Raw genomic sequence first — 17,880 nt, forward strand, 5'->3', positions numbered from 1 at the left:
TATATAGGTTTGCCTCAAATTTAAAATTAACAATTAAATACTACATAGAATCGAGACGATGACGTAATTGGCTACTAAAAGTATCAATTACTGTGACGACAACCAAAAGTACTAACATCATAGTTGTTGCTTTGGTGTACTCAAACCCGTCGATGTAACTTTTTAACTGAAAGCCAATACCACCTGCACCAACTACACCCAAGACAGAAGCAGCACGGATGTTGTACTCAAACATCCAAAAGGTGTAACCCAATCCCAGAGGTAGCACTTGCGGGAGAATGCCGTATTGAGCAATCTGTAACTTGGAGGCTCCGATAACTTGCAACGATTCAAGAGAACGCGGATCAACCGCTTCAATTGCCTGTTGATAAAATTTGGCAAGGTAGCCGATGGTGTAGATTCCCAAAGCTAAAGTTCCTGCTGGTGCGCCTAACCCAGTGGCGGCAACAAAAATTAGCCCCAGAATAATTGAGGGAACAGAACGTACAGTATTTTGCAGCAAATTAGCTAGCGATCGCAACCACCCAGGCGCAATATTGCTGGCGCTAGCTATAGCAATGGGTACAGAAAGAATTGCTCCAATGGTAGTTCCCCATAAAGACATCTGTACAGTTTCAATTAGTGCCTTAACTGCAATATCTAAAACTTTCCAATCAGGAGGAAATAACCGGGTAATAAAATCGGTGATATATGGCCAACTAGAACTTAGCAGTTCAAAATCGAGTTTGAGTCCTCGCAAAGCCCAACCATAAACTACTACGACAATTAATAAGATGAGTAGAGAACTCAGCCAAGGGTAGAAGCGTAAGCGTTTTGACTTAAAAAAGTAACTCATATTGTATTAGAGGTTGTTTGAAAAGTGGTTGGCTGTGATTTTAGGCACTTATTGATCCCCCCTAACCCCCCTTAAAAAAGGGGGGAACCGGAATCAAAGTCCCCCTTTTTAAGGGGGATTTAGGGGGATCTAAAACGTTTTGCTACCAAGAAGAGGACTTTTCAAACATCCTCTTAAATTAAATCCCACTCAAGCAGAAACTCTAGCAAATTGAGCTTGTAAGTTGTCACAAAATCCTTGATAAACGACGCGTCCAGCATCTAAGACGATCGCTTGCCCTGCATATTTTTCTGCAATTCCCAAATCGTGTAAAACTGCGACAATAGTCATGCCTTGCTGAGTGTGTAATTCAGATAGAGTTTCCATGACTTGTTGGGATGCCATAACATCTAACCCAGTGATGGGTTCATCGACTAAGAGAATTTGCGGTGATTGAATTAAAGTCCGAGCGATCGCTACTCGTTGTTGCTGTCCGCCACTTAATTGACTGGTTTTTTGAAAAGCTAACTCTCCGAGTCCTAACTGTTCTAATAAATTTAGTGCCAAGATGCGATCGCGTTTGGAAAATCCCAACAGTGTTTGCCAAGTTGTTCTTTTACCAAGGCATCCGCACAAGACATTTTCCAGTGCTGATAACTGCCGAATCAATCCGCCACCTTGAAATAACATCCCAACATCACGCCGAATTTTTGGCAGTGTTCGGGAATTCATCTCAACATTATTGACGATGATTTCTCCTCTCACAGATGGCACTAGTCCAACTAGCGATCGTAGTAATGTAGATTTCCCAGCACCATTTAGCCCCAGTAAAACGACAAATTCACCGCGTTTAATCTGGCAATTAATCCCGTTGAGAATAGGACGATTGAGAGACGGAGTATAAGCTGTCTCTAAGTTATGACACTCAATAACATAATCATTCATAGAAATTTATTTATCTGCTAAAAGGATGTTTTAAAAGTTCTTTGGTCGGTAATAAAACGTTTTATATCCCCCTAAATCCCCCTTAAAAAGGGGGACTTTAATTCCGGTTCCCCCCTTTTTAAGGGGGGTTAGGGGGGATCTAAAACTACCTAAAATTACAGCCGACTACTTTTAAAACATCTGCTAATAGTTATTCAAGATGTTCACTGAATAACTGTTAACTAAATTATGGTTCAATGCCAGCAATTTGCAGAGCTTCACGGATAGTTGCTAAGTGACGATCGTGATTAATTCGCACTAATTCTGTGGAATTATACAAGTCGCTTAACAACTTATTATTTTGCGACTGATTTAATTTCAGTAAAGCGTTGATGATTTTTTCCCGTGTTGGGGCTGGAACATCATCATCAATGGCAATACCGTGGGCAGGTACACCATTAATTTTGTGCAGAACCCGTAACTGACTCTTTTCTTCGGCGGTGATATAAGGTGGATTCAGGGCATATTCTGACACAACAGCCACATCAGCTTGACCGCGCACAACTGCTTGTAAGGCTTTGCTGTAATTGCCACCGTAAGAAACTTGACCAAAGAAATCATCTAAGCGATCGCGGTTGGGTACAAATTTTTGTTTGACCAACTCAGCCACAGGAATAATAAACCCAGAGCCAGAAGTAGGGGAAGTAAAAGCAATTTTCTTGCCCCGCAGTTGTTCTAAAGTGGCTCTAGCTGAATTTTGAGTTTTGAGGGGACTATTCTTAGGAACAACAAATGTTGAGCTATAGGTGTATCTTCCAGAATAAGTGGAACGAACTTCGGCTAGATACAAGCTGGCGTTTGCTAATTGTTTCGCTTTCAAAGCCGGACGGCTACTTAAAAAAGCGACATCAGCCCGATTTGCTCTCAAAGCTTCCACAGCAGCTGTATCATCACCAACTTGGGCGACGACTGGAATTCCTAACTCTTTGGATAAAAAAGCTCCTACCGCATTTGCCTTATTTTGCAAGTCTGTAGAATCGGCTCGACTGGGAAAAACTATTGTTAAAGTCTTCTGCCCTTGGGCAAGTAAGCGTGGTGTTTGTTGATTAGCAGTGGGGTTGGCGATCGTTGCCTGCATAGCCCCTACTGTGCTGACTACTAAACCTGTAAGCACTGCAAATGCCGCGCCAGCGCCCAATAAGCTCTTTTTCCTCACACTCATTTGCAACTCTCCATTAGGAAGTTTTCTCAGTTTTTTTGCTAATTAATTTTAATTAACCCCTAAAAAAGATTTATAGCTTTTAAGAAAAAAAGTCAATAAGAAAGCCTAGTTTGTTTGGAGAGTTGTAGGCTTCTTTTGTGAGTGTATTGGCACTAACCGCTAATTACAGCGATCGCATCAATTTCTACCAACACATCTTTAGGTAAGCGTGATACCTGCACACAAGCCCGCGCTGGGGCTGTATTTTCCGGAAAATATTTAGCATAAACGGCATTCACCGCCGCGAAATCATTCATATCAGCTAAAAATACAGTGGTCTTCACCACATCTTCAAAAGTTGCTCCGGCTGCTGTGAGGATGGCTTCAAGATTAGCTAATACCTGCTCAGTTTGCTTTTTGACATCATCAGTGTAGACGACATCACCAAGGCGGGGATCGATGGCAATTTGCCCAGCGATGAATACAAATTGACCTGAAGCTGCGATCGCTTGATTATAAGGGCCGACTGGTGCGGGTGCGTTATCAGTATTAATTACTTTACGGGTCATAGATATTACTTTCTCTAACGATGTTTCCTGTTTACCGATTTCCGCTTCAGCTGCGATCGGTTTATAAACTTCTCCATCTGGCATTATCGCACCAGTTAGGTCAGCATCTTTAAAGGTTGCTCCATAAACATCTGCCCCAGTTAAATCAGCCCTTCTCAAGTTTGCTCCATCTAAATTTGCCTTGGTTAAATTTGCCCATCGCAGACTGGCTTTTTCTAAATTAGCTCCTTGGAGAAATGCTTTTGTAAGGTTTGTACTTTGAAGAGATGCTGCTGTGAAATCTATATCAGCCAAATTCATACCTGAGAGATCAACTTGGTAGAGATTAGCTCTATGAAATATACTTCCTTGGAGTTTGGCACTTTGCAATATTGCCTCAGTTAAATTTGCCAGAGTTAAGTTTGCTCCAATCAAGTACGCCTGAACCAAATTTGCCTTAGTTAGATTATCTTTACTAAGATTAGCCTCAGCTAAAGAAGCCGCAGTCAGGTCTGCACTACTAAAATTTGCTCCACTTAAATTTGCTGTATCTAAGTTGGCACGGATTAATTTTGCACTACTTAAGTCTATGCCTGTCAGGTTTGCCTGTTCTAAGTTTGCATGATTCAAATTTGCGCTATTCAGAGTTGACCAACTTAAGTCAGCACCATTGAGGTCTGTCCAAGCAAAAATTGCTGAAGTACCACTCACTGAATTTAAATTTGTATCTGTTAGAGACGCTTTAGTGAGATTTGTACTATTAAGTTTCGCTTGGGTTAGGTTTGCCCCACTTAAATCAACGCCAGTCAAATTTGCATCGTATAGGTCTATATCACGGAGGTCTGCACCTTTGAGATTTTCTTGACTCAAATTTACTGAACGAAAATTCCGTTCGCTTGCGGCGTATTTCTCCAACAGTTCCTCAGCATCCATAATGCACCTTTAAATACCACTGACACAGTATAATCACAAAAACTTTGTGTCACAGGTATTCCTCTCCTCTTCTCTCTGCGCTCTCTGCGTCTTGGCGGTTCGTCCCTCTTACCCCAACCTCGGACGTATCCCATAATGCCGATACCGCCAATAATCGCGCAGAATGCGATCGTGGTCAAAACATAAATTACCAGGCACACACCAATACTCAAAAACTCCTACACCCTTGGCATCATCCCCAGCCTTGGGTTCCCCCGTAGCTGTCGCCAAAAATACGATACTAATCGTATGCTGACGCGGATCGCGATTGGGGTCAGAATACACCAGTAATTGTTCAACTAATTCCACCCGCAAACCCGTTTCTTCCTCAGCTTCTCGCCGGGCCGCCACTTCCACGGCTTCTCCATAATCTACAAACCCACCAGGAATAGCCCAACCTAAAGGTAGATTATGTCTTTCAATTAACACTATTGGCCGATGAGGTCGATCTACTAGTTCAATGATGATATCAACTGTCGGTGCAGGATTTCGGTAAGTCATATTTATTTAGTCATTAGTCATTGGTCATTAGTCATTGGTCATTAGTCATTGGTTATTCCCAAAGGACAAAGGACAAATGACAAAGGACAAACAAAATGAGTTTACTTGATTTACCGCGCAAATACTGTTCCGTGATAAATTCGATGCGTTGGCTTTGCCACTGCCCCTTGGGCGATCGCGTAGCGTGTGCATCAAACAATTGCTCTCTCTCATAATTCAGGTTACTTATGCCTTTTCCTAGATCCAGTGGTATTTTGCTGCATCCTACATCCTTTCCTAGTCGATTTGGCGTTGGAGATTTAGGCTTAGAAGCCTATCGCTTTATTGATTTTCTCAAAGATACCCATCAACAATATTGGCAAGTTTTACCCCTAGGCCCCACTGGATACGGTAATTCCCCATATATGTGCTACTCGGCAATGGCAGGAAATCCCCTGTTGATTAGCCCAGAAAAACTGCGAGATGAGGGTTTGCTATCTGAAGAAGACTTTGCCAACTTACCAGGATTTCCGGTAGAAAAGGTAGACTTTGACCAAGTTGTGCCAATTAAGATTGGGCTACTTAAAAAAGCCTGTGAAAACTTTAAAGTGAATGCTACGGACATCCAAAAAAACGAGTTTGCAGGTTTTTGCGACAGTAAAGCCTACTGGCTAGAGAATTACGCCTTATTTATGGCGCTGAAAGATGCCCATAATGGTGCAAGCTGGCATACATGGGAAGCAGAATTTGTCAAACGGAAACCCGAAGCATTAGCTCAAGCAGAGAATTGGCTCAACGAAGATATTTTTTATTACAAGTTCGTCCAATTTGAGTTTTTCCGGCAGTGGTCAGACCTGAAAAGCTACGCCAATATGCGCGGTATTGACATTATTGGCGATATTCCTATTTACGTATCTCACGATAGTGCCGATGTGTGGGCACATCCCGACATCTTTTGCTTAGACGAAGAGACTGGAGAAGCTGCTCAAATGGCGGGAGTTCCACCAGATTACTTTAGCGCCACCGGTCAATTGTGGGGCAACCCAGTTTATAACTGGGAGGAATTGCAAAAACAAGACTTTAAATGGTGGGTGCAACGCTTTGAGGCAATGCTAGATTATGTAGATATAATTCGCATTGACCACTTCCGGGGCTTCGAGGCATATTGGTCAGTACCCAAAGGCGAAGAAACTGCCATGAATGGCGAATGGGTGGAAGCGCCTGGAGACGCTTTTTTTGCAGCGATTAGGGAGAAGTTGGGCAAGCTACCCGTCTTGGCAGAAGATTTGGGAGTAATTACACCAGAGGTAGAAGCGCTCCGAGACAAGTATGAATTTCCTGGAATGAAGGTTTTGCAGTTTGCCTTTGGTTCTGATCCCGCTAATCCATTCTTACCATTCAATTACCCGCGAAATGCTGTAGTTTATACTGGCACTCATGATAATGACACAACTGTAGGCTGGTTCAATTCAGCTAATGACAACGAAAAGCATAACTTATGGCTTTATTTAGGTTCTATTAGTCCTGAAGGCATCCAGTGGGATTTAATTCGCCTAGCTTTGAGTTCTATAGCTAATCAAGCGATTATTCCCTTGCAAGATGTTTTGGGATTAGGAAACGAAGCGCGGATGAATTTTCCTAGTATTGCTGAGGGTAACTGGGGGTGGCGCTATCAATCAGAAGCGTTAAGAGATGAATTACGCGATCGCTTAAAAGTTCTTACCAGACTTAATGGACGCGCCCCGCAAGAAAATTAAGGAGTAGGGAGACAAGGCAGACAAGTGAGATAAGGGAGAGAGAGGCGTAAATGCCTCCTTGTCTCCTTGTCTCCTTGTCCCCCTCATCCTCCTCATCTCCCTGATCTCAAAACTTAGGCTTGGCAGCAATCCTAACTTCTTCCTCTTTCCCTGGCTCTCCCATTTCCTTAGCTTTCTCCTGATTGACGCTCATCAACACACCACCAGCATTATCAGTTTTCACTGTCAGTTGCTCTTGAGCTTTCCAAATCCGGTGAGTTCCCTCTGGAAGAATACCCTCAAACTCGGTTTTACCATCGGCTATGACGCGAATCCAAGATGACGCTTTCAAAGTGACACCAATTTGTACAACCTGTGCCTCTTGTCCGCCGTCAACGGGATTACTGACAGGTTGAACTTTTAGGGAATCTTTTGGTTGGGTTGGCTCTGGGTTAACAAGGGATTTTTGTTTTGGGTATATTTGGTTTTGGCTATTACTTGCTTGTAGTACCGCGTTATTTAATAACTGAGACAACCCATTTACAGAGCATACGATTAGCAATATGTAAAGAAAGTAAAGATGAATTGGACGTAGTTGATTAATGGGTGAAGTATTCCCCATACCTTGAGGACTTAATTGTGCAGAACTGATCGGAAAAGTGCCAGAAAATTCTACTCCATTCAAGCCTAGAGCATCGGCAAATTGCCTGATTAAACCCTGAATATAGACTGGTTCTGGGAGATCGTTTATATTACCTTCTTCGATCGCCTGCAATAATCGTTGAGGAATCCTGGTTAATACAACCACTTGCTCTAGAGATAGACCCTTTTCTTGACGCAAAGCCCAAAGTTTAGCGCCCAATTCTGCCAACTTTTCGGTTCGTTGTTGCTCTAATGAAAGCGATGGCTGGTGATTATTCTTCTTTCTTAGCCATTTCATGCCTACTGACACTCCTTAACTCCACTGAATCTTTAATAGGTTGCGTTATCTGATCTTGCAAAAAGCGAATTTCATGATCGTTGAGGGAACGATATTTACCCTCTGACAATAAGGGTTCTTTTGGAGTTTGTAATTGAATTGGGCCGATAGCAGTTCGATGCAGCTTGATTACTGGGTATCCTAACTGTTGAGCTATCCGGCGGATTTGGCGATTTCTTCCCTCCTGCAACACTATTTCTAAAAAGCTTTGTTCGGCACGATGTTCTATTAGGTGTACCTTAGCAGCTCTGGTTTTTCTACCCTCTAACTCCACACCCTCACGCCACTTATGCAGTACTGCTTCTGGGGGATGTCCTTTGACCAAAACATGATATGTCTTGGAAATGCTATGGCGGGGATGGGTTAGTCCAAATGTCAGATTTCCGTCATTTGTGAGGATTAATGCTCCCGTTGAGTCTGCATCTAAACGCCCAACTGGGTGAATACCTGAACCCTCCCGTAATTTTTTCGGTAGTAAATCCAGGACTGTGGTTCTTCGGTGAGGGTCGTAGCAAGTCGAAACGACTCCCGCAGGTTTATGTAGCAATAGATATATTAAAGCCGGACGCTGCTTTTCGGATACAGTTTTACCATCAATTGCGATCGCATCTTTTTGGGGATCAACCTTTTGACCCAAATGTGCCAATTCCCCATTGATTTGCACCCGTGAGTGCCTAATCATTTCTTCAGCTTCACGACGTGAGGCGATGCCCCATTGAGCAAGAATTTTTTGTAACCGTTCCTCCATCTGTAATTGCTTATTTACTGTTAACAATTAAATGATATTTGCATTTTGTAGCGAGTAGGCATAAATGTTACATTTAAGACTTGTTTAATTTCTGTCCAATTGTTGAGCAAATACTCCTAAACAGATTGCTTAGATGCCAGAGCAAAATTCGCAAACGACAAATGCAAATAAAATCCGCATAATTACGCAGGTACTCACAAAAGCCCTAAAGCTCTGGTTAAGAGCGCAAGTGAGCCAAATATCAGAATTAGAAGTGGAAATTAAAGCAAGCGATCGCCAACTTCTCTCTGGGCGTATCCCCTTGGTATCTATTTTTGCTACTCATGCAGTTTATCAAGGTCTCCTAATTACACAAATTCAATTAACGGCAGAAAATATTCAGATAAACATTGGTTCCGTACTTAAGGGAAAGCCATTACGACTGTTAGAAACAGTATCAGTGGTTGGCGATTTGATCGTAGACGAGAATGATTTGAATACTTCTCTCTCATCTGACTTATTATCAACTGCTTTGAGCGATTTGCTGGTTAAAGTTTTACCAACAAATTTCCCCAAGTCACAACCAATAAACTGGCAAGAAATTATCCTTGATAACAATCAAATTATACTGCGAGGCACCAGAGTAACCAATACTGAAACAATGCCTCTAGAGATTTGTCTGGGCGGCTTACAGTTACTTAGCGGGCATGAGTTGCAACTAACACAAATAAAAATCAATCCCCACGAGGGAGATATATTAGACGACAATCATGAGTACAATCTGGAGCTTGGCTCAGATGTCGATATCCAAGAACTAACGTTGATCCCAGGCAAACTGATGTGTCGGGGGCAGATTAACGTTAATCCTTAAGATCGTGAAAAATTAAAAAATAGTAATACCCTATTTTAAATGATCTAGCACCTCTCAGGGGATGAGGAGAACAAGAGTAAAAGGGTCAGGGGACTCAAACCCAGGATGAAATTCCATACATAAATGAAGGGGCTTGAAAGCCTTGTGGAAGGGTTAATTGCAACATCTTTCCCCCTGCTCCCTTCCCCCTGCCTCTTTTGAACTCAACCCAAAAGCTTTATAGTAGCGGCAACAGTAGTTTCACAAAATAATAAACCAAAGGTGCTGTGAAAATATAACTATCGGTACGGTCTAAAATACCACCGTGACCGGGAATTAATTGTCCAGAATCTTTGACTCCAGCATCACGCTTGAGCATAGACTCGGTAAGATCCCCTAAAAGACTAGCAATGCCAATCAACAAACCCAATGCTAAACCAGTCAACAAGGATCTAGGCAAGTGGAGATAATAGGCTCCTGCTATGGCTACAGTAACACTTGAAGTAATACCAAATACAGCACCTTCTACAGTTTTCTTTGGGCTAATCTCAGACAGACGGGTTTTCCCAAAGAATTTACCAATGGTGTAAGCACCAATATCGGCTGCCCAAATACACAAAAAAGTCAGCATTGTTGCTGTAAAACCTTGTGGTAAAGAAGCAGAACTTGCCTTTTCCCAGAAATCTGTCCACGTTGAAGGCCAGTAACCCCCTAAAGGTAGATTGCTAAAAACAGCACTATCAATTGCTCGTAATCGCACCCAGTAACTCGGCAAATAACCTACGTAAAATAGCCCCATTATAGAAGCCGAAACATCAGCGATCGTGGCAAATTTGGGCTGAAATAACAGGTAAAAACAGATAAGTGTGCCAGCTAAGGGCATCACAGCGTCAGCTAAACTGCCATCAATGGTACAAATTACTAGCAAAACTAGGCTGACAAGCATAGTGGTTTTAGCGGCGGGAGCGATACCTCTGGCTCGCACCAAATTAAAATATTCCTGTTGACCCAAAAAGATGACAACCGCAAACATGATGGTAAAGTACCAGCCACCCAAAAGGGTAACAGAAAGAGCAAGAGCGATCGCAACAATTCCACTAATAATCCGAGACCAAGGCATAGAAGTATTAAATATTGGGCATTGGGAATTGGGAATTGGGCATTGGGAATTGGGAATTGGGAATTGGGCATGGGGTATTGGTCAATAATCAATAGTTCTTCTTCCCCTGCTCCCCCTGCCTCCCCTGCTCTCTACTCCCCATTCCCCATTCCCCATGCCCTAATCCAGTTTCTCACCACTGAGGATAAAAATGGGATCAACGGCAGTAAAGGTTTGAGAAAAGCCGCGCGTTTCTAAGCGGTTAACCGCAGACTGAACAACTTCGATATTTCTAGCCCTTAACAGAGAAAAGGTTTGAGAAATAGCATACAGACTTTCTAGATTAGCAGCTGTAGCTACAACCCGACCGGATGGTGGCAAATAATGCCATGCTGCTTGCAGAATATCCTGGATAGGTCTTCCTCCCTCAATACAAACGCGGTGAGGAGCAACCTTGAGGTCATGTAAACACTCTGGGGCGATACCTTCAATGACTTCGACGTTTTTCACATCAAAGCGATCGCAGTTGCGCTTGATCAGGTTAGCTACTTCTTCATCCCTTTCTATAGCAATAATTTGACCTTTTGGACACAATAGCCCAACTTCTACGGGAATTGTACCTGTCCCTGCGCCAATATCCCACAATACAGAATCTGATGTTAGTCGCAGTTGGGCAATTAACAGTAGCCGGACTTCTCGCTGACTCAGGGGAATTCCTGGCAAATGCTCGAACAGTTCATCAGGAATACCAGGGGTAATATAAGGCCAAAGTTGGGAGGGCATAGAATTACGCAATTATACTAAAGATATCGATTTGCCGAAATTGAAAAGTCATAAGCTATAAAAACTTTTCAAACGTAGCATTATAAGAAACCATAATGATTGGTGAAATATTAGGCGAACGCTATCAAGTTCAGCAGTTATTAGGCAAAAAATCAGGGCGGCGGACGCTTGTAGCTCGTGATTTGAACACTCAGGAATTGGTTGTTATTAAGTTACTCTCTTTTGATGGTGACTTTGAATGGGATTCACTCAAGCTGTTTGAGCGAGAAGCTGAAACTCTAAAATCTTTGTCACATCCCTTAATACCTCGCTATTTAGACTATTTTGAGGTAAATTCACCCACCATCAAAGGATTTGCCCTAGTACAAAGTTATATCCCAGCCCAAACTTTAGAGCAATACGTCCAATCTGGCCGGACTTTTACCGAAGTAGAAGTCAAAGAGATAGCCAAAGCACTTTTAGAAATTCTCATTTATCTACATGGGTTATATCCGCCTGTTATCCATCGTGATATTAAGCCTAGCAATATTTTATTGGGAGAGCGTTCTGGTAACAGTGTTGGTCAAGTTTACCTAGTAGATTTTGGCTCGGTGCAAACTGTCCTTGCTACAGAAGGTGGAACTAGGACTGTGGTGGGAAGCTATGGGTATATGCCACATGAGCAATTTGGCGGACGCACGGTTCCGGCTTCTGATCTTTATAGCTTAGGTGCAACTTTAATTTATTTAGTGACGGGTACTCATCCAGCCGATTTACCCCAAAAGGATTTTCGGATTCAGTTTGAACAGGTGGCTAATGTGAGTCCTGAATTGACTCGCTGGTTGCAGCAAATGACTGAACCCAGTTTAGAAAGGCGTTTTAGTTCTGCTACTGGTGCGTTTGCAGCTTTAGACAAACCACAAACGACAAACTTGCCTACTTTGGTTGTAGGTAAACCAGATGGGAGTAAGATTCAATTAACCAAAAATGGGGATTCTCTAGAAATTATCATTCCACCGGCTGGTTTTGATCCAGCAATAGTATTTACAGGTTTATTTGCGATCGTCTGGAATTCATTTATCCTCTTTTGGACAATTGGCGCACTCTCTATTCCTTTTCCTGTCAACATCCCCTTTGCTTTGTTCTCACTTCCTTTTTGGGGTGCTGGCTTTCTCATGGTGTATAAACTTCTCTTTCATTTATTTGGACGCATCTGCTTACGCCTGAATGCAGAACAAATTACCCTAAGTTGGGAGTTATTTAGTTGGAAATTTTATCGCCCCCGTGCATCGTCAAGGCAAAGTATTAATAAGTTAGTTTACATTCCCAAACATTTTACTAAAAATTCTGATGACACTAGAATTGCCGTTCCAGCACAATTATATATTTGCTCAGGAGTACAAAAATATCAGCTTGGTGGAAACGATATCGGTATTAAATCCGAAGTAGAACTTGAATGGTTAGCTCATGAATTAAGTGATTGGTTGGGTTTGCCAATTACCAAGCCAATGGAAAGTTAGTTCAGCTAGCGAGCTTTGTTCAAGGTGTCCACTTTTATCTCAACCAAACTCAATGTAGTAACTATGTACTTACGCGGATACTTGGCACATTGCCCTATTCATCCAGGAAATTGATCAAAAAAATAGCTAATAGTTGGAAAACTTATGCTTTTTGCTGGTTCTAATATGACAGGTCGAGTTGCAGAAACTTTACAAAGACGCTGGTTAGCTTTTGAGATTGATGAAAACTACATCAGAAGCTCAAAACTGAGATTTGAAGAAAATGCTTCTTTGGTTGTTCAACCTCCAGCAGATTTGCCACCAATAGCAACAGAAAATGCTGACAAGAACCAGTCAGTACAGTTAGGACTGTTTTAAAGAAGTTGCTCGTTGAGATATTCACTGTGTACTCCTTCTCTACGATCCGCGTAGGGAAGGAGCGATCGCGTTGCTGCCTTTTCTAGCTCAAATTGACTTGCACAATTAGATCGTTGAAATCTTGATCGCCACCATTTGGTAAATCCTCAAAGCCAAAGGTGTTATTGCCTAATAAGCGGATATGATCCACTTGCTTATCACTAGTTGGATTAGCACCTAAGAATGAGAAATAAACCGGATTTCCCCGGCTGATATATGTGTTGGGATCACCATTAGCAATAATAAATGGTGCAAACATAGTATTAGAACTAAATTTTCCGTTGGATTTGATTGTGACTTGGTTAGTTCCTGTCAGTCCGACAACCCGACTATTAATTGCTGCTTGAGTGTACCCTGAGTCTCCAGGTTTATAAATCGTACCATTGACATTAATACTACCAGTCTCATCAGTCACCTGATAAAAGCCAATAAAGTTGTCATAAGCCGCTTCACTGTTAACAGTGAAAGTAGCGTTCACTTTATCGTTCACATAAAGTATTTCTCCTTTAGTTGAACCTTGCTGACCAAATTGGTTACTCAAACCGGAATCTAATGATTGATTTGTCGACTGAATATTCACCACTAGATTCTGGAAATTAAGGGAGAAACCATTGTTACCCAAGTCTTTAATATTTTGGGTTGAGGAAAACACTACATCACTGTAACTGTTTTTACTGATTACAGTTTGAGTTGTAGTGCCTTGAACTAAATAAAATCTGAGGTTAGAGCCAAAGTCTAATTGCAGTAAGCGAACAACATCATTGTTACTGAACCCATTTGGCAAATTGGCAATGGTGGAGAAAAGCACCTTGGCTCGTGCTAAAGCGGCTTTGGCGTAACCATTTGCACCGGGAAGAAGTGATTTACCAGTATCATCTTTAACACTACCCGCAGCATCATCAACATTAAATACACCTAGTTCACTCAACTGATTAGCATTAGGAGTGCTACTAGCGATCGTAATTTTGAGTATTCCTTTACCATTGTCACCTTTGATATTAAAGACATCATCAGTACCCTTTGTAAGTTGAGCAGGGATAACGATATTGTTAACACCAACATTCAACGCTTTCTCAAAGGACAGTCCACTTTGGTCTGTTGTTTTTACCCGAATTTTATAACTAGATTTGATATCAAAGTTCGGGGAACTATTAATTTGCAACTTATACCCGTTGATGGTAAAGGCGGCATTATCGGTATCATCAATTCCGGCAACTAAGCTGTAGGTGAAAGTATTATTTGCGTCTTGGTCGGTGGTTTGAAATGTGCCAATAACTGTGTTTGCTAGGACATTTTCATCAACAGTTGTTACACCCAATGCTAAATCTGTGGGTGCTTCATTGAGATCGTTAACTTGGATAGCTAACACCTTGTCAACGGAAAGTCCACCATTATCAGTGCTGCGTACCCGAATGCTGTAAGAAGATTTGGCTTCAAAGTCTGGGGAAGCCTTGACTTGTAAGCTATTGTCTGCGATCGCAAAGGCGGCGTTATCGGTATCATCAATTCCGGCAACTAAGCTGTAGGTGAAAGTGTTACCTGTATCAGGGTCAGTAGTGGTAAATGTACCTACCACTGTGTTGGCTGTCACATTTTCGTTAACGCTGGTAGCACTTAAACTCACATTAGTAGGAGCAGAATTATTTTGAATCGTCAGCAGGGAGTTGGGCTGCTTGGTTCCCACTGCACTATTAGAGCTAGGATTCACCAAGGTGAGGTTTACCGTTTCATTATTTTCGACATTCGTATCCCCAGCAATGGGAATCGGCACATCTTTGAAAGTTTCACCAGGATTGAAGGTAACGGTAATTGGGATGTTGTTGTAGTCTGGGGTATTGTTGTAGTCCGCTTGGTAAGCGTTGTAGGTGTCTGGATTAAACAGTGCTTGTAATTGTCCACCTTCTACCAGTTCCCCTGTAATGGCGTAGTGGGCTTGGGTATCGAGCAAAAACCAACCTGGTCCCAGGATATCTTGAGCATCAATAATCCCAGAGGATTCCTCATCCTGAGTGAACGGTGTAGTTGCAGCAACCCCAATATCACCAAAGCGGGCAGGATCGTGTTTCGCCAGCAGTTTCAATGTGTCAGTGGCGATGTCGTACTGCCAAATTTTGCCGTTGTGAGCAGCATTCCCCACGTCTTCTTGGAGCAAAATGTGACCGTACTTGTCAACAGTCATGTTGTCGAACATATTGCCACCCTCAGTACCATCGAGTAGCAGATCGATAGTGCCACCTGCATCCGGGTTGGTAATATCGCTGAAATTCAAGCGCCAGAGGCGGCTACGGCCAACCTGAGTACCAATGCCGTCAGCCACTTGGTCAATACGGTCTGTAGTTGTGAAAAAGTACTGACTAGGATTGAGGGGATTCCATGCGCCATCTTCGGGACGTGAGAAGGTGGTTGAGGCTGTGCCGCTGAGAGTGAAGGCTGTGCCACTGGTGATATTTGTGGCGCGGGTAGTGGTGTTGACGATTTCCGCAGTACTGCCAGCTACATTAATAAACTTGAGTGTGCCATTAGTCAGACCCGCTTTGTCAATTTCAGTGCCAGTGTTTTGTTTGGTACCAACATAGACCGCAACAGCATTGCTCATAATGCCTGTGCCACCGTCGTTGTTGCCGATCACGATGGTCTTATCTTGGGCTAAGGGATTGGCGAGGGCGTTTTCCCAACCACCAACGCCAGTCAGACCGGAGTTATTGGTACTGAGATTGAACTTACCGAGAATATAGCTATTCCCCTTGTTGGCACCAGTGGCGATCGTGGCTAGTTGATAACCAGTAGCACCACCTTCTTCGCCGTGCATGAAAATACGCTCTTGAGAGCCGAGTCCAGTGGCGGCGTTGTAGTAGGCTGTGACAGAGGGGAGATCGGCAGAGCAAAATCGGCTAAAGTCAATCGTGCTGGTGGTGGTATTAGAGCTTTGAGTGGCAGCGTTCCAGTTGTAAACGTTCTTGATCAGATCGCTACCACTGACAACTGACAGATTTGACTTGTTGATCACCCAACTAGAAACGAATGCACCTTTACCGCCGTGAGCGCGGGTAACGCCGAGCGTATTGCCAATTTCATGGTTCATCAACAAGGTGAATGTACCATCACCGTTGTCGAAGGCTCCCAAACCATCGGGAATCCCGACCATCTTATAACCACCGATGCTGTCACCCACGCTTAAGATCGAGGTCAAACTGACACCCGATCCTGATGTTACGGGGATTATATAAGGGGTTGCAGAACTGCTCGGTCCTTGGGTTGTATCTTGGGTAGGAGTAACAGCAATACCTTTAGCTGTACCATCACTCAATTGCAGTTGCACTGTATCTGTACCAGCGATGCTGCCTGTACGAGTCACTCTCACAGTGGCATTGGTGGTAAAACCAGGGGCATTACCTTCGATAACGCTGTAGTTGGCGCTACTAAAGTCAAATACAGGAGTGGGGTTTAAGGTATTTGCTTGAGTTTTGAAGGAATACAAATAACTGGGAAGGAGGGTGTAGGCTGGCTCTCCTGCGGGGGCTGTAGGAGCAGCACTACCAATGGCTACCTGAGCAGTACTAACACCATTGCTATAAACGTCAAACTGTGTATTGCTACCGTTTTGGGTGACGCTGAAATCGTTATCAGTAGCAAGAATCAGCGCAAAGGTACCGTCAGACAGTCGGGGTCCAATTGTTAATCCTTCAAATTTTTCTGGAACTGTCCTTCCTGCACCTTGGATAGCCTCAGCAATATCCAGCAAGAGGGTTTTACTTACTGGTGTCACTCCGAGGGGTAGAGTGTTAGTCCCAGCTAAATTAGTAGTACTAACATCTGTTGCTCCGGTGAGGTTAATCTTAAAGACGCGTTTGCTACCAATGGGTTTAATACCTGTGGGGTCGTCTATACCTACACCCCGGTTATCCCGCTCTATCACTAGCAATTCGTTGTTATTGATGGCTACCAAGGAGCTAATACCAATATTGCGTCCTTGAGCAGAGGCACTGAAATCGTTGGTTGTTCCGGGAATGCGAGCATTGATATCGCTCAACGCTTCTAACTGGTAAATGTATTGAGCATCACTCAAACCAGTAGCAACGTCATATCTAATAATTCTCACATTGGGGCTGTTGCGTCCTGGATTAGACCCGCCAGAACCCTCTTCTTGTAGGGGATCTTGCAGCATAGCATACAGCTTTGTCCCATCTGGACTGATGGCCAAGCCTTCATAACCCCGGTTGCTTTGGCGACCAGTGGTGGTAGCAGGACTATCATCACCTGCATAGTAGGGTGTACCACTTACCTTAGCAATGATGTTAATGGGGGCTGTAAATGCTCGAACAAATACCCCAGCAGGATTAAATTCGTAAATTGAAGGGCCATATTCATCGGAAACGAAGAAGTTGCCGTTTTTTCCAACTACAAAACCTTCTGGGTCTTGGCTTAAACCAAGTACGCTACCATCACTATTGAGGAGTTTCGCATTCCGCCCGTTGAATGGTGTTGTTGCAGCATAAGTTACACCATTGAGAGTTGTTCCAGCAGCAATAGTGAAGGGAATTGTACCTAGTAGTTGATAGTTGGTAATCGCTCCGGTTGTTGGATCGGTGGTAATAGAAAATTTCTCGACTCTGGTTTGGTAGTCAATCACTCCACCACCAGGTCCACGGTCAACTAGGGCATAGTATACGTCTTGGCGATAATCGTAGAATAAATCTGAACCAAATCCGCCCAGGCGATTGGTGTTAGCACTACTGGTACCGCCATTGAGGGGAAACAGATCCGTCTCACTAGCTGCAATGGTAATTGTGGTAACTAGGGTTGCATTATTTGTCATTGTTAATAGCCCTTAGAAGTTGTTTTGATACGTAAAACTGGAAACCACAGAAATTA

General features: G+C 43.1%; 15 protein-coding genes. 4 read left to right on the top strand and 11 right to left on the bottom strand.

Annotated elements, in window-relative coordinates:
- Positions 1 to 40: 40 nt before the first annotated feature.
- The 6 genes from phnE to V7K69_RS10655 form a co-directional block, all read right to left on the bottom strand.
- Complete coding sequence (phnE, locus tag V7K69_RS10630) at positions 41 to 835, bottom strand: phosphonate ABC transporter, permease protein PhnE (protein WP_335034008.1); 795 nt, start codon at positions 833 to 835, stop codon at positions 41 to 43.
- Between the two features lie 189 nt (positions 836 to 1,024).
- Positions 1,025 to 1,759, bottom strand: coding sequence for a phosphonate ABC transporter ATP-binding protein (locus tag V7K69_RS10635; protein ID WP_335034010.1), 735 nt, complete (start codon positions 1,757 to 1,759; stop codon positions 1,025 to 1,027).
- Positions 1,760 to 1,985: 226 nt separating this feature from the next.
- Positions 1,986 to 2,960 carry a phosphate/phosphite/phosphonate ABC transporter substrate-binding protein gene (locus tag V7K69_RS10640; RefSeq protein WP_335034012.1) on the bottom strand — a complete coding sequence of 325 codons (975 nt, stop codon included), beginning with the start codon at positions 2,958 to 2,960 and terminating at the stop codon, positions 1,986 to 1,988.
- Positions 2,961 to 3,112: 152 nt separating this feature from the next.
- Complete coding sequence (locus V7K69_RS10645; RefSeq protein ID WP_335034014.1) at positions 3,113 to 4,420, bottom strand: Rid family detoxifying hydrolase; 1,308 nt, start codon at positions 4,418 to 4,420, stop codon at positions 3,113 to 3,115.
- 108 nt (positions 4,421 to 4,528) lie between these two features.
- Complete coding sequence (locus V7K69_RS10650; protein ID WP_190934721.1) at positions 4,529 to 4,960, bottom strand: NUDIX domain-containing protein; 432 nt, start codon at positions 4,958 to 4,960, stop codon at positions 4,529 to 4,531.
- A 52-nt stretch (positions 4,961 to 5,012) separates the two neighbouring features.
- Positions 5,013 to 5,159 (bottom strand): hypothetical protein, encoded by a 147-nt coding sequence (locus tag V7K69_RS10655; RefSeq protein WP_335034016.1) that lies wholly within the window; start codon positions 5,157 to 5,159, stop codon positions 5,013 to 5,015.
- Between the two features lie 28 nt (positions 5,160 to 5,187).
- On the opposite strand from V7K69_RS10655, the gene malQ reads away from it, so the two are divergent.
- Positions 5,188 to 6,696, top strand: a complete 1,509-nt coding sequence (malQ, locus tag V7K69_RS10660) for a 4-alpha-glucanotransferase (RefSeq protein ID WP_335034018.1) — start codon at positions 5,188 to 5,190, stop codon at positions 6,694 to 6,696.
- A gap of 106 nt (positions 6,697 to 6,802) precedes the next feature.
- Here the strand turns inward: malQ and V7K69_RS10665 are convergent, their stop codons facing one another.
- Both V7K69_RS10665 and V7K69_RS10670 read right to left on the bottom strand, forming a co-directional pair.
- A complete protein-coding gene (locus V7K69_RS10665) occupies positions 6,803 to 7,615 on the bottom strand; it encodes a helix-turn-helix domain-containing protein (protein ID WP_335034021.1) in 813 nt (270 codons plus the stop codon).
- On the bottom strand, positions 7,590 to 8,402 hold the full coding sequence (locus tag V7K69_RS10670) for a pseudouridine synthase (RefSeq protein ID WP_335034023.1): 813 nt from the start codon (positions 8,400 to 8,402) through the stop codon (positions 7,590 to 7,592). The genes V7K69_RS10665 and V7K69_RS10670 overlap by 26 nt, the downstream gene beginning before the upstream one ends.
- A gap of 133 nt (positions 8,403 to 8,535) precedes the next feature.
- Here V7K69_RS10670 and V7K69_RS10675 point away from each other — a divergent pair, with 133 nt between their 5' ends.
- On the top strand, positions 8,536 to 9,252 hold the full coding sequence (locus tag V7K69_RS10675; protein ID WP_335034025.1) for an LmeA family phospholipid-binding protein: 717 nt from the start codon (positions 8,536 to 8,538) through the stop codon (positions 9,250 to 9,252).
- Positions 9,253 to 9,469: 217 nt separating this feature from the next.
- Here V7K69_RS10675 and V7K69_RS10680 read toward each other — a convergent pair whose 3' ends face one another.
- Together V7K69_RS10680 and cbiT are read right to left on the bottom strand one after the other, a co-directional pair.
- Entirely contained in the window at positions 9,470 to 10,351 is an 882-nt protein-coding gene (locus tag V7K69_RS10680; protein ID WP_335034027.1) for a phosphatidate cytidylyltransferase, read from the bottom strand.
- Between the two features lie 159 nt (positions 10,352 to 10,510).
- Positions 10,511 to 11,113: a precorrin-6Y C5,15-methyltransferase subunit CbiT gene (cbiT, locus tag V7K69_RS10685; protein ID WP_335034029.1), complete on the bottom strand. Its 603-nt coding sequence runs from the start codon at positions 11,111 to 11,113 to the stop codon at positions 10,511 to 10,513.
- 95 nt (positions 11,114 to 11,208) lie between these two features.
- On the opposite strand from cbiT, the gene V7K69_RS10690 reads away from it, so the two are divergent.
- Together V7K69_RS10690 and V7K69_RS10695 are read left to right on the top strand one after the other, a co-directional pair.
- Positions 11,209 to 12,612 carry a serine/threonine protein kinase gene (locus V7K69_RS10690; RefSeq protein ID WP_335034031.1) on the top strand — a complete coding sequence of 468 codons (1,404 nt, stop codon included), beginning with the start codon at positions 11,209 to 11,211 and terminating at the stop codon, positions 12,610 to 12,612.
- A gap of 144 nt (positions 12,613 to 12,756) precedes the next feature.
- Entirely contained in the window at positions 12,757 to 12,969 is a 213-nt protein-coding gene (locus V7K69_RS10695) for a hypothetical protein (RefSeq protein WP_442936132.1), read from the top strand.
- An 82-nt stretch (positions 12,970 to 13,051) separates the two neighbouring features.
- Here the strand turns inward: V7K69_RS10695 and V7K69_RS10700 are convergent, their stop codons facing one another.
- Positions 13,052 to 17,824 carry an esterase-like activity of phytase family protein gene (locus V7K69_RS10700; RefSeq protein ID WP_335034033.1) on the bottom strand — a complete coding sequence of 1,591 codons (4,773 nt, stop codon included), beginning with the start codon at positions 17,822 to 17,824 and terminating at the stop codon, positions 13,052 to 13,054.
- Positions 17,825 to 17,880: the final 56 nt, after the last annotated feature.

Origin of the sequence: Nostoc sp., from assembly GCF_036917775.1 — a bacterium.
GTDB lineage: Bacteria > Cyanobacteriota > Cyanobacteriia > Cyanobacteriales > Nostocaceae > Nostoc.

Bases quoted from the DNA above. Each gene is read 5' to 3' on its own strand.
- V7K69_RS10645 (WP_335034014.1), bottom strand. From the start codon at position 4,420: ATGGATGCTGAGGAACTGTTGGAGAAATACGCCGCAAGCGAACGGAAT.
- V7K69_RS10665 (WP_335034021.1), bottom strand. From the start codon at position 7,615: ATGAAATGGCTAAGAAAGAAGAATAATCACCAGCCATCGCTTTCATTA.
- V7K69_RS10670 (WP_335034023.1), bottom strand. From the start codon at position 8,402: ATGGAGGAACGGTTACAAAAAATTCTTGCTCAATGGGGCATCGCCTCA.
- V7K69_RS10650 (WP_190934721.1), bottom strand. From the start codon at position 4,960: ATGACTTACCGAAATCCTGCACCGACAGTTGATATCATCATTGAACTA.
- V7K69_RS10635 (WP_335034010.1), bottom strand. From the start codon at position 1,759: ATGAATGATTATGTTATTGAGTGTCATAACTTAGAGACAGCTTATACT.
- V7K69_RS10640 (WP_335034012.1), bottom strand. From the start codon at position 2,960: ATGAGTGTGAGGAAAAAGAGCTTATTGGGCGCTGGCGCGGCATTTGCA.
- V7K69_RS10675 (WP_335034025.1), top strand. From the start codon at position 8,536: ATGCCAGAGCAAAATTCGCAAACGACAAATGCAAATAAAATCCGCATA.
- V7K69_RS10700 (WP_335034033.1), bottom strand. From the start codon at position 17,824: ATGACAAATAATGCAACCCTAGTTACCACAATTACCATTGCAGCTAGT.
- V7K69_RS10695 (WP_442936132.1), top strand. From the start codon at position 12,757: ATGCTTTTTGCTGGTTCTAATATGACAGGTCGAGTTGCAGAAACTTTA.
- phnE (WP_335034008.1), bottom strand. From the start codon at position 835: ATGAGTTACTTTTTTAAGTCAAAACGCTTACGCTTCTACCCTTGGCTG.
- cbiT (WP_335034029.1), bottom strand. From the start codon at position 11,113: ATGCCCTCCCAACTTTGGCCTTATATTACCCCTGGTATTCCTGATGAA.
- V7K69_RS10690 (WP_335034031.1), top strand. From the start codon at position 11,209: ATGATTGGTGAAATATTAGGCGAACGCTATCAAGTTCAGCAGTTATTA.
- V7K69_RS10680 (WP_335034027.1), bottom strand. From the start codon at position 10,351: ATGCCTTGGTCTCGGATTATTAGTGGAATTGTTGCGATCGCTCTTGCT.
- malQ (WP_335034018.1), top strand. From the start codon at position 5,188: ATGCCTTTTCCTAGATCCAGTGGTATTTTGCTGCATCCTACATCCTTT.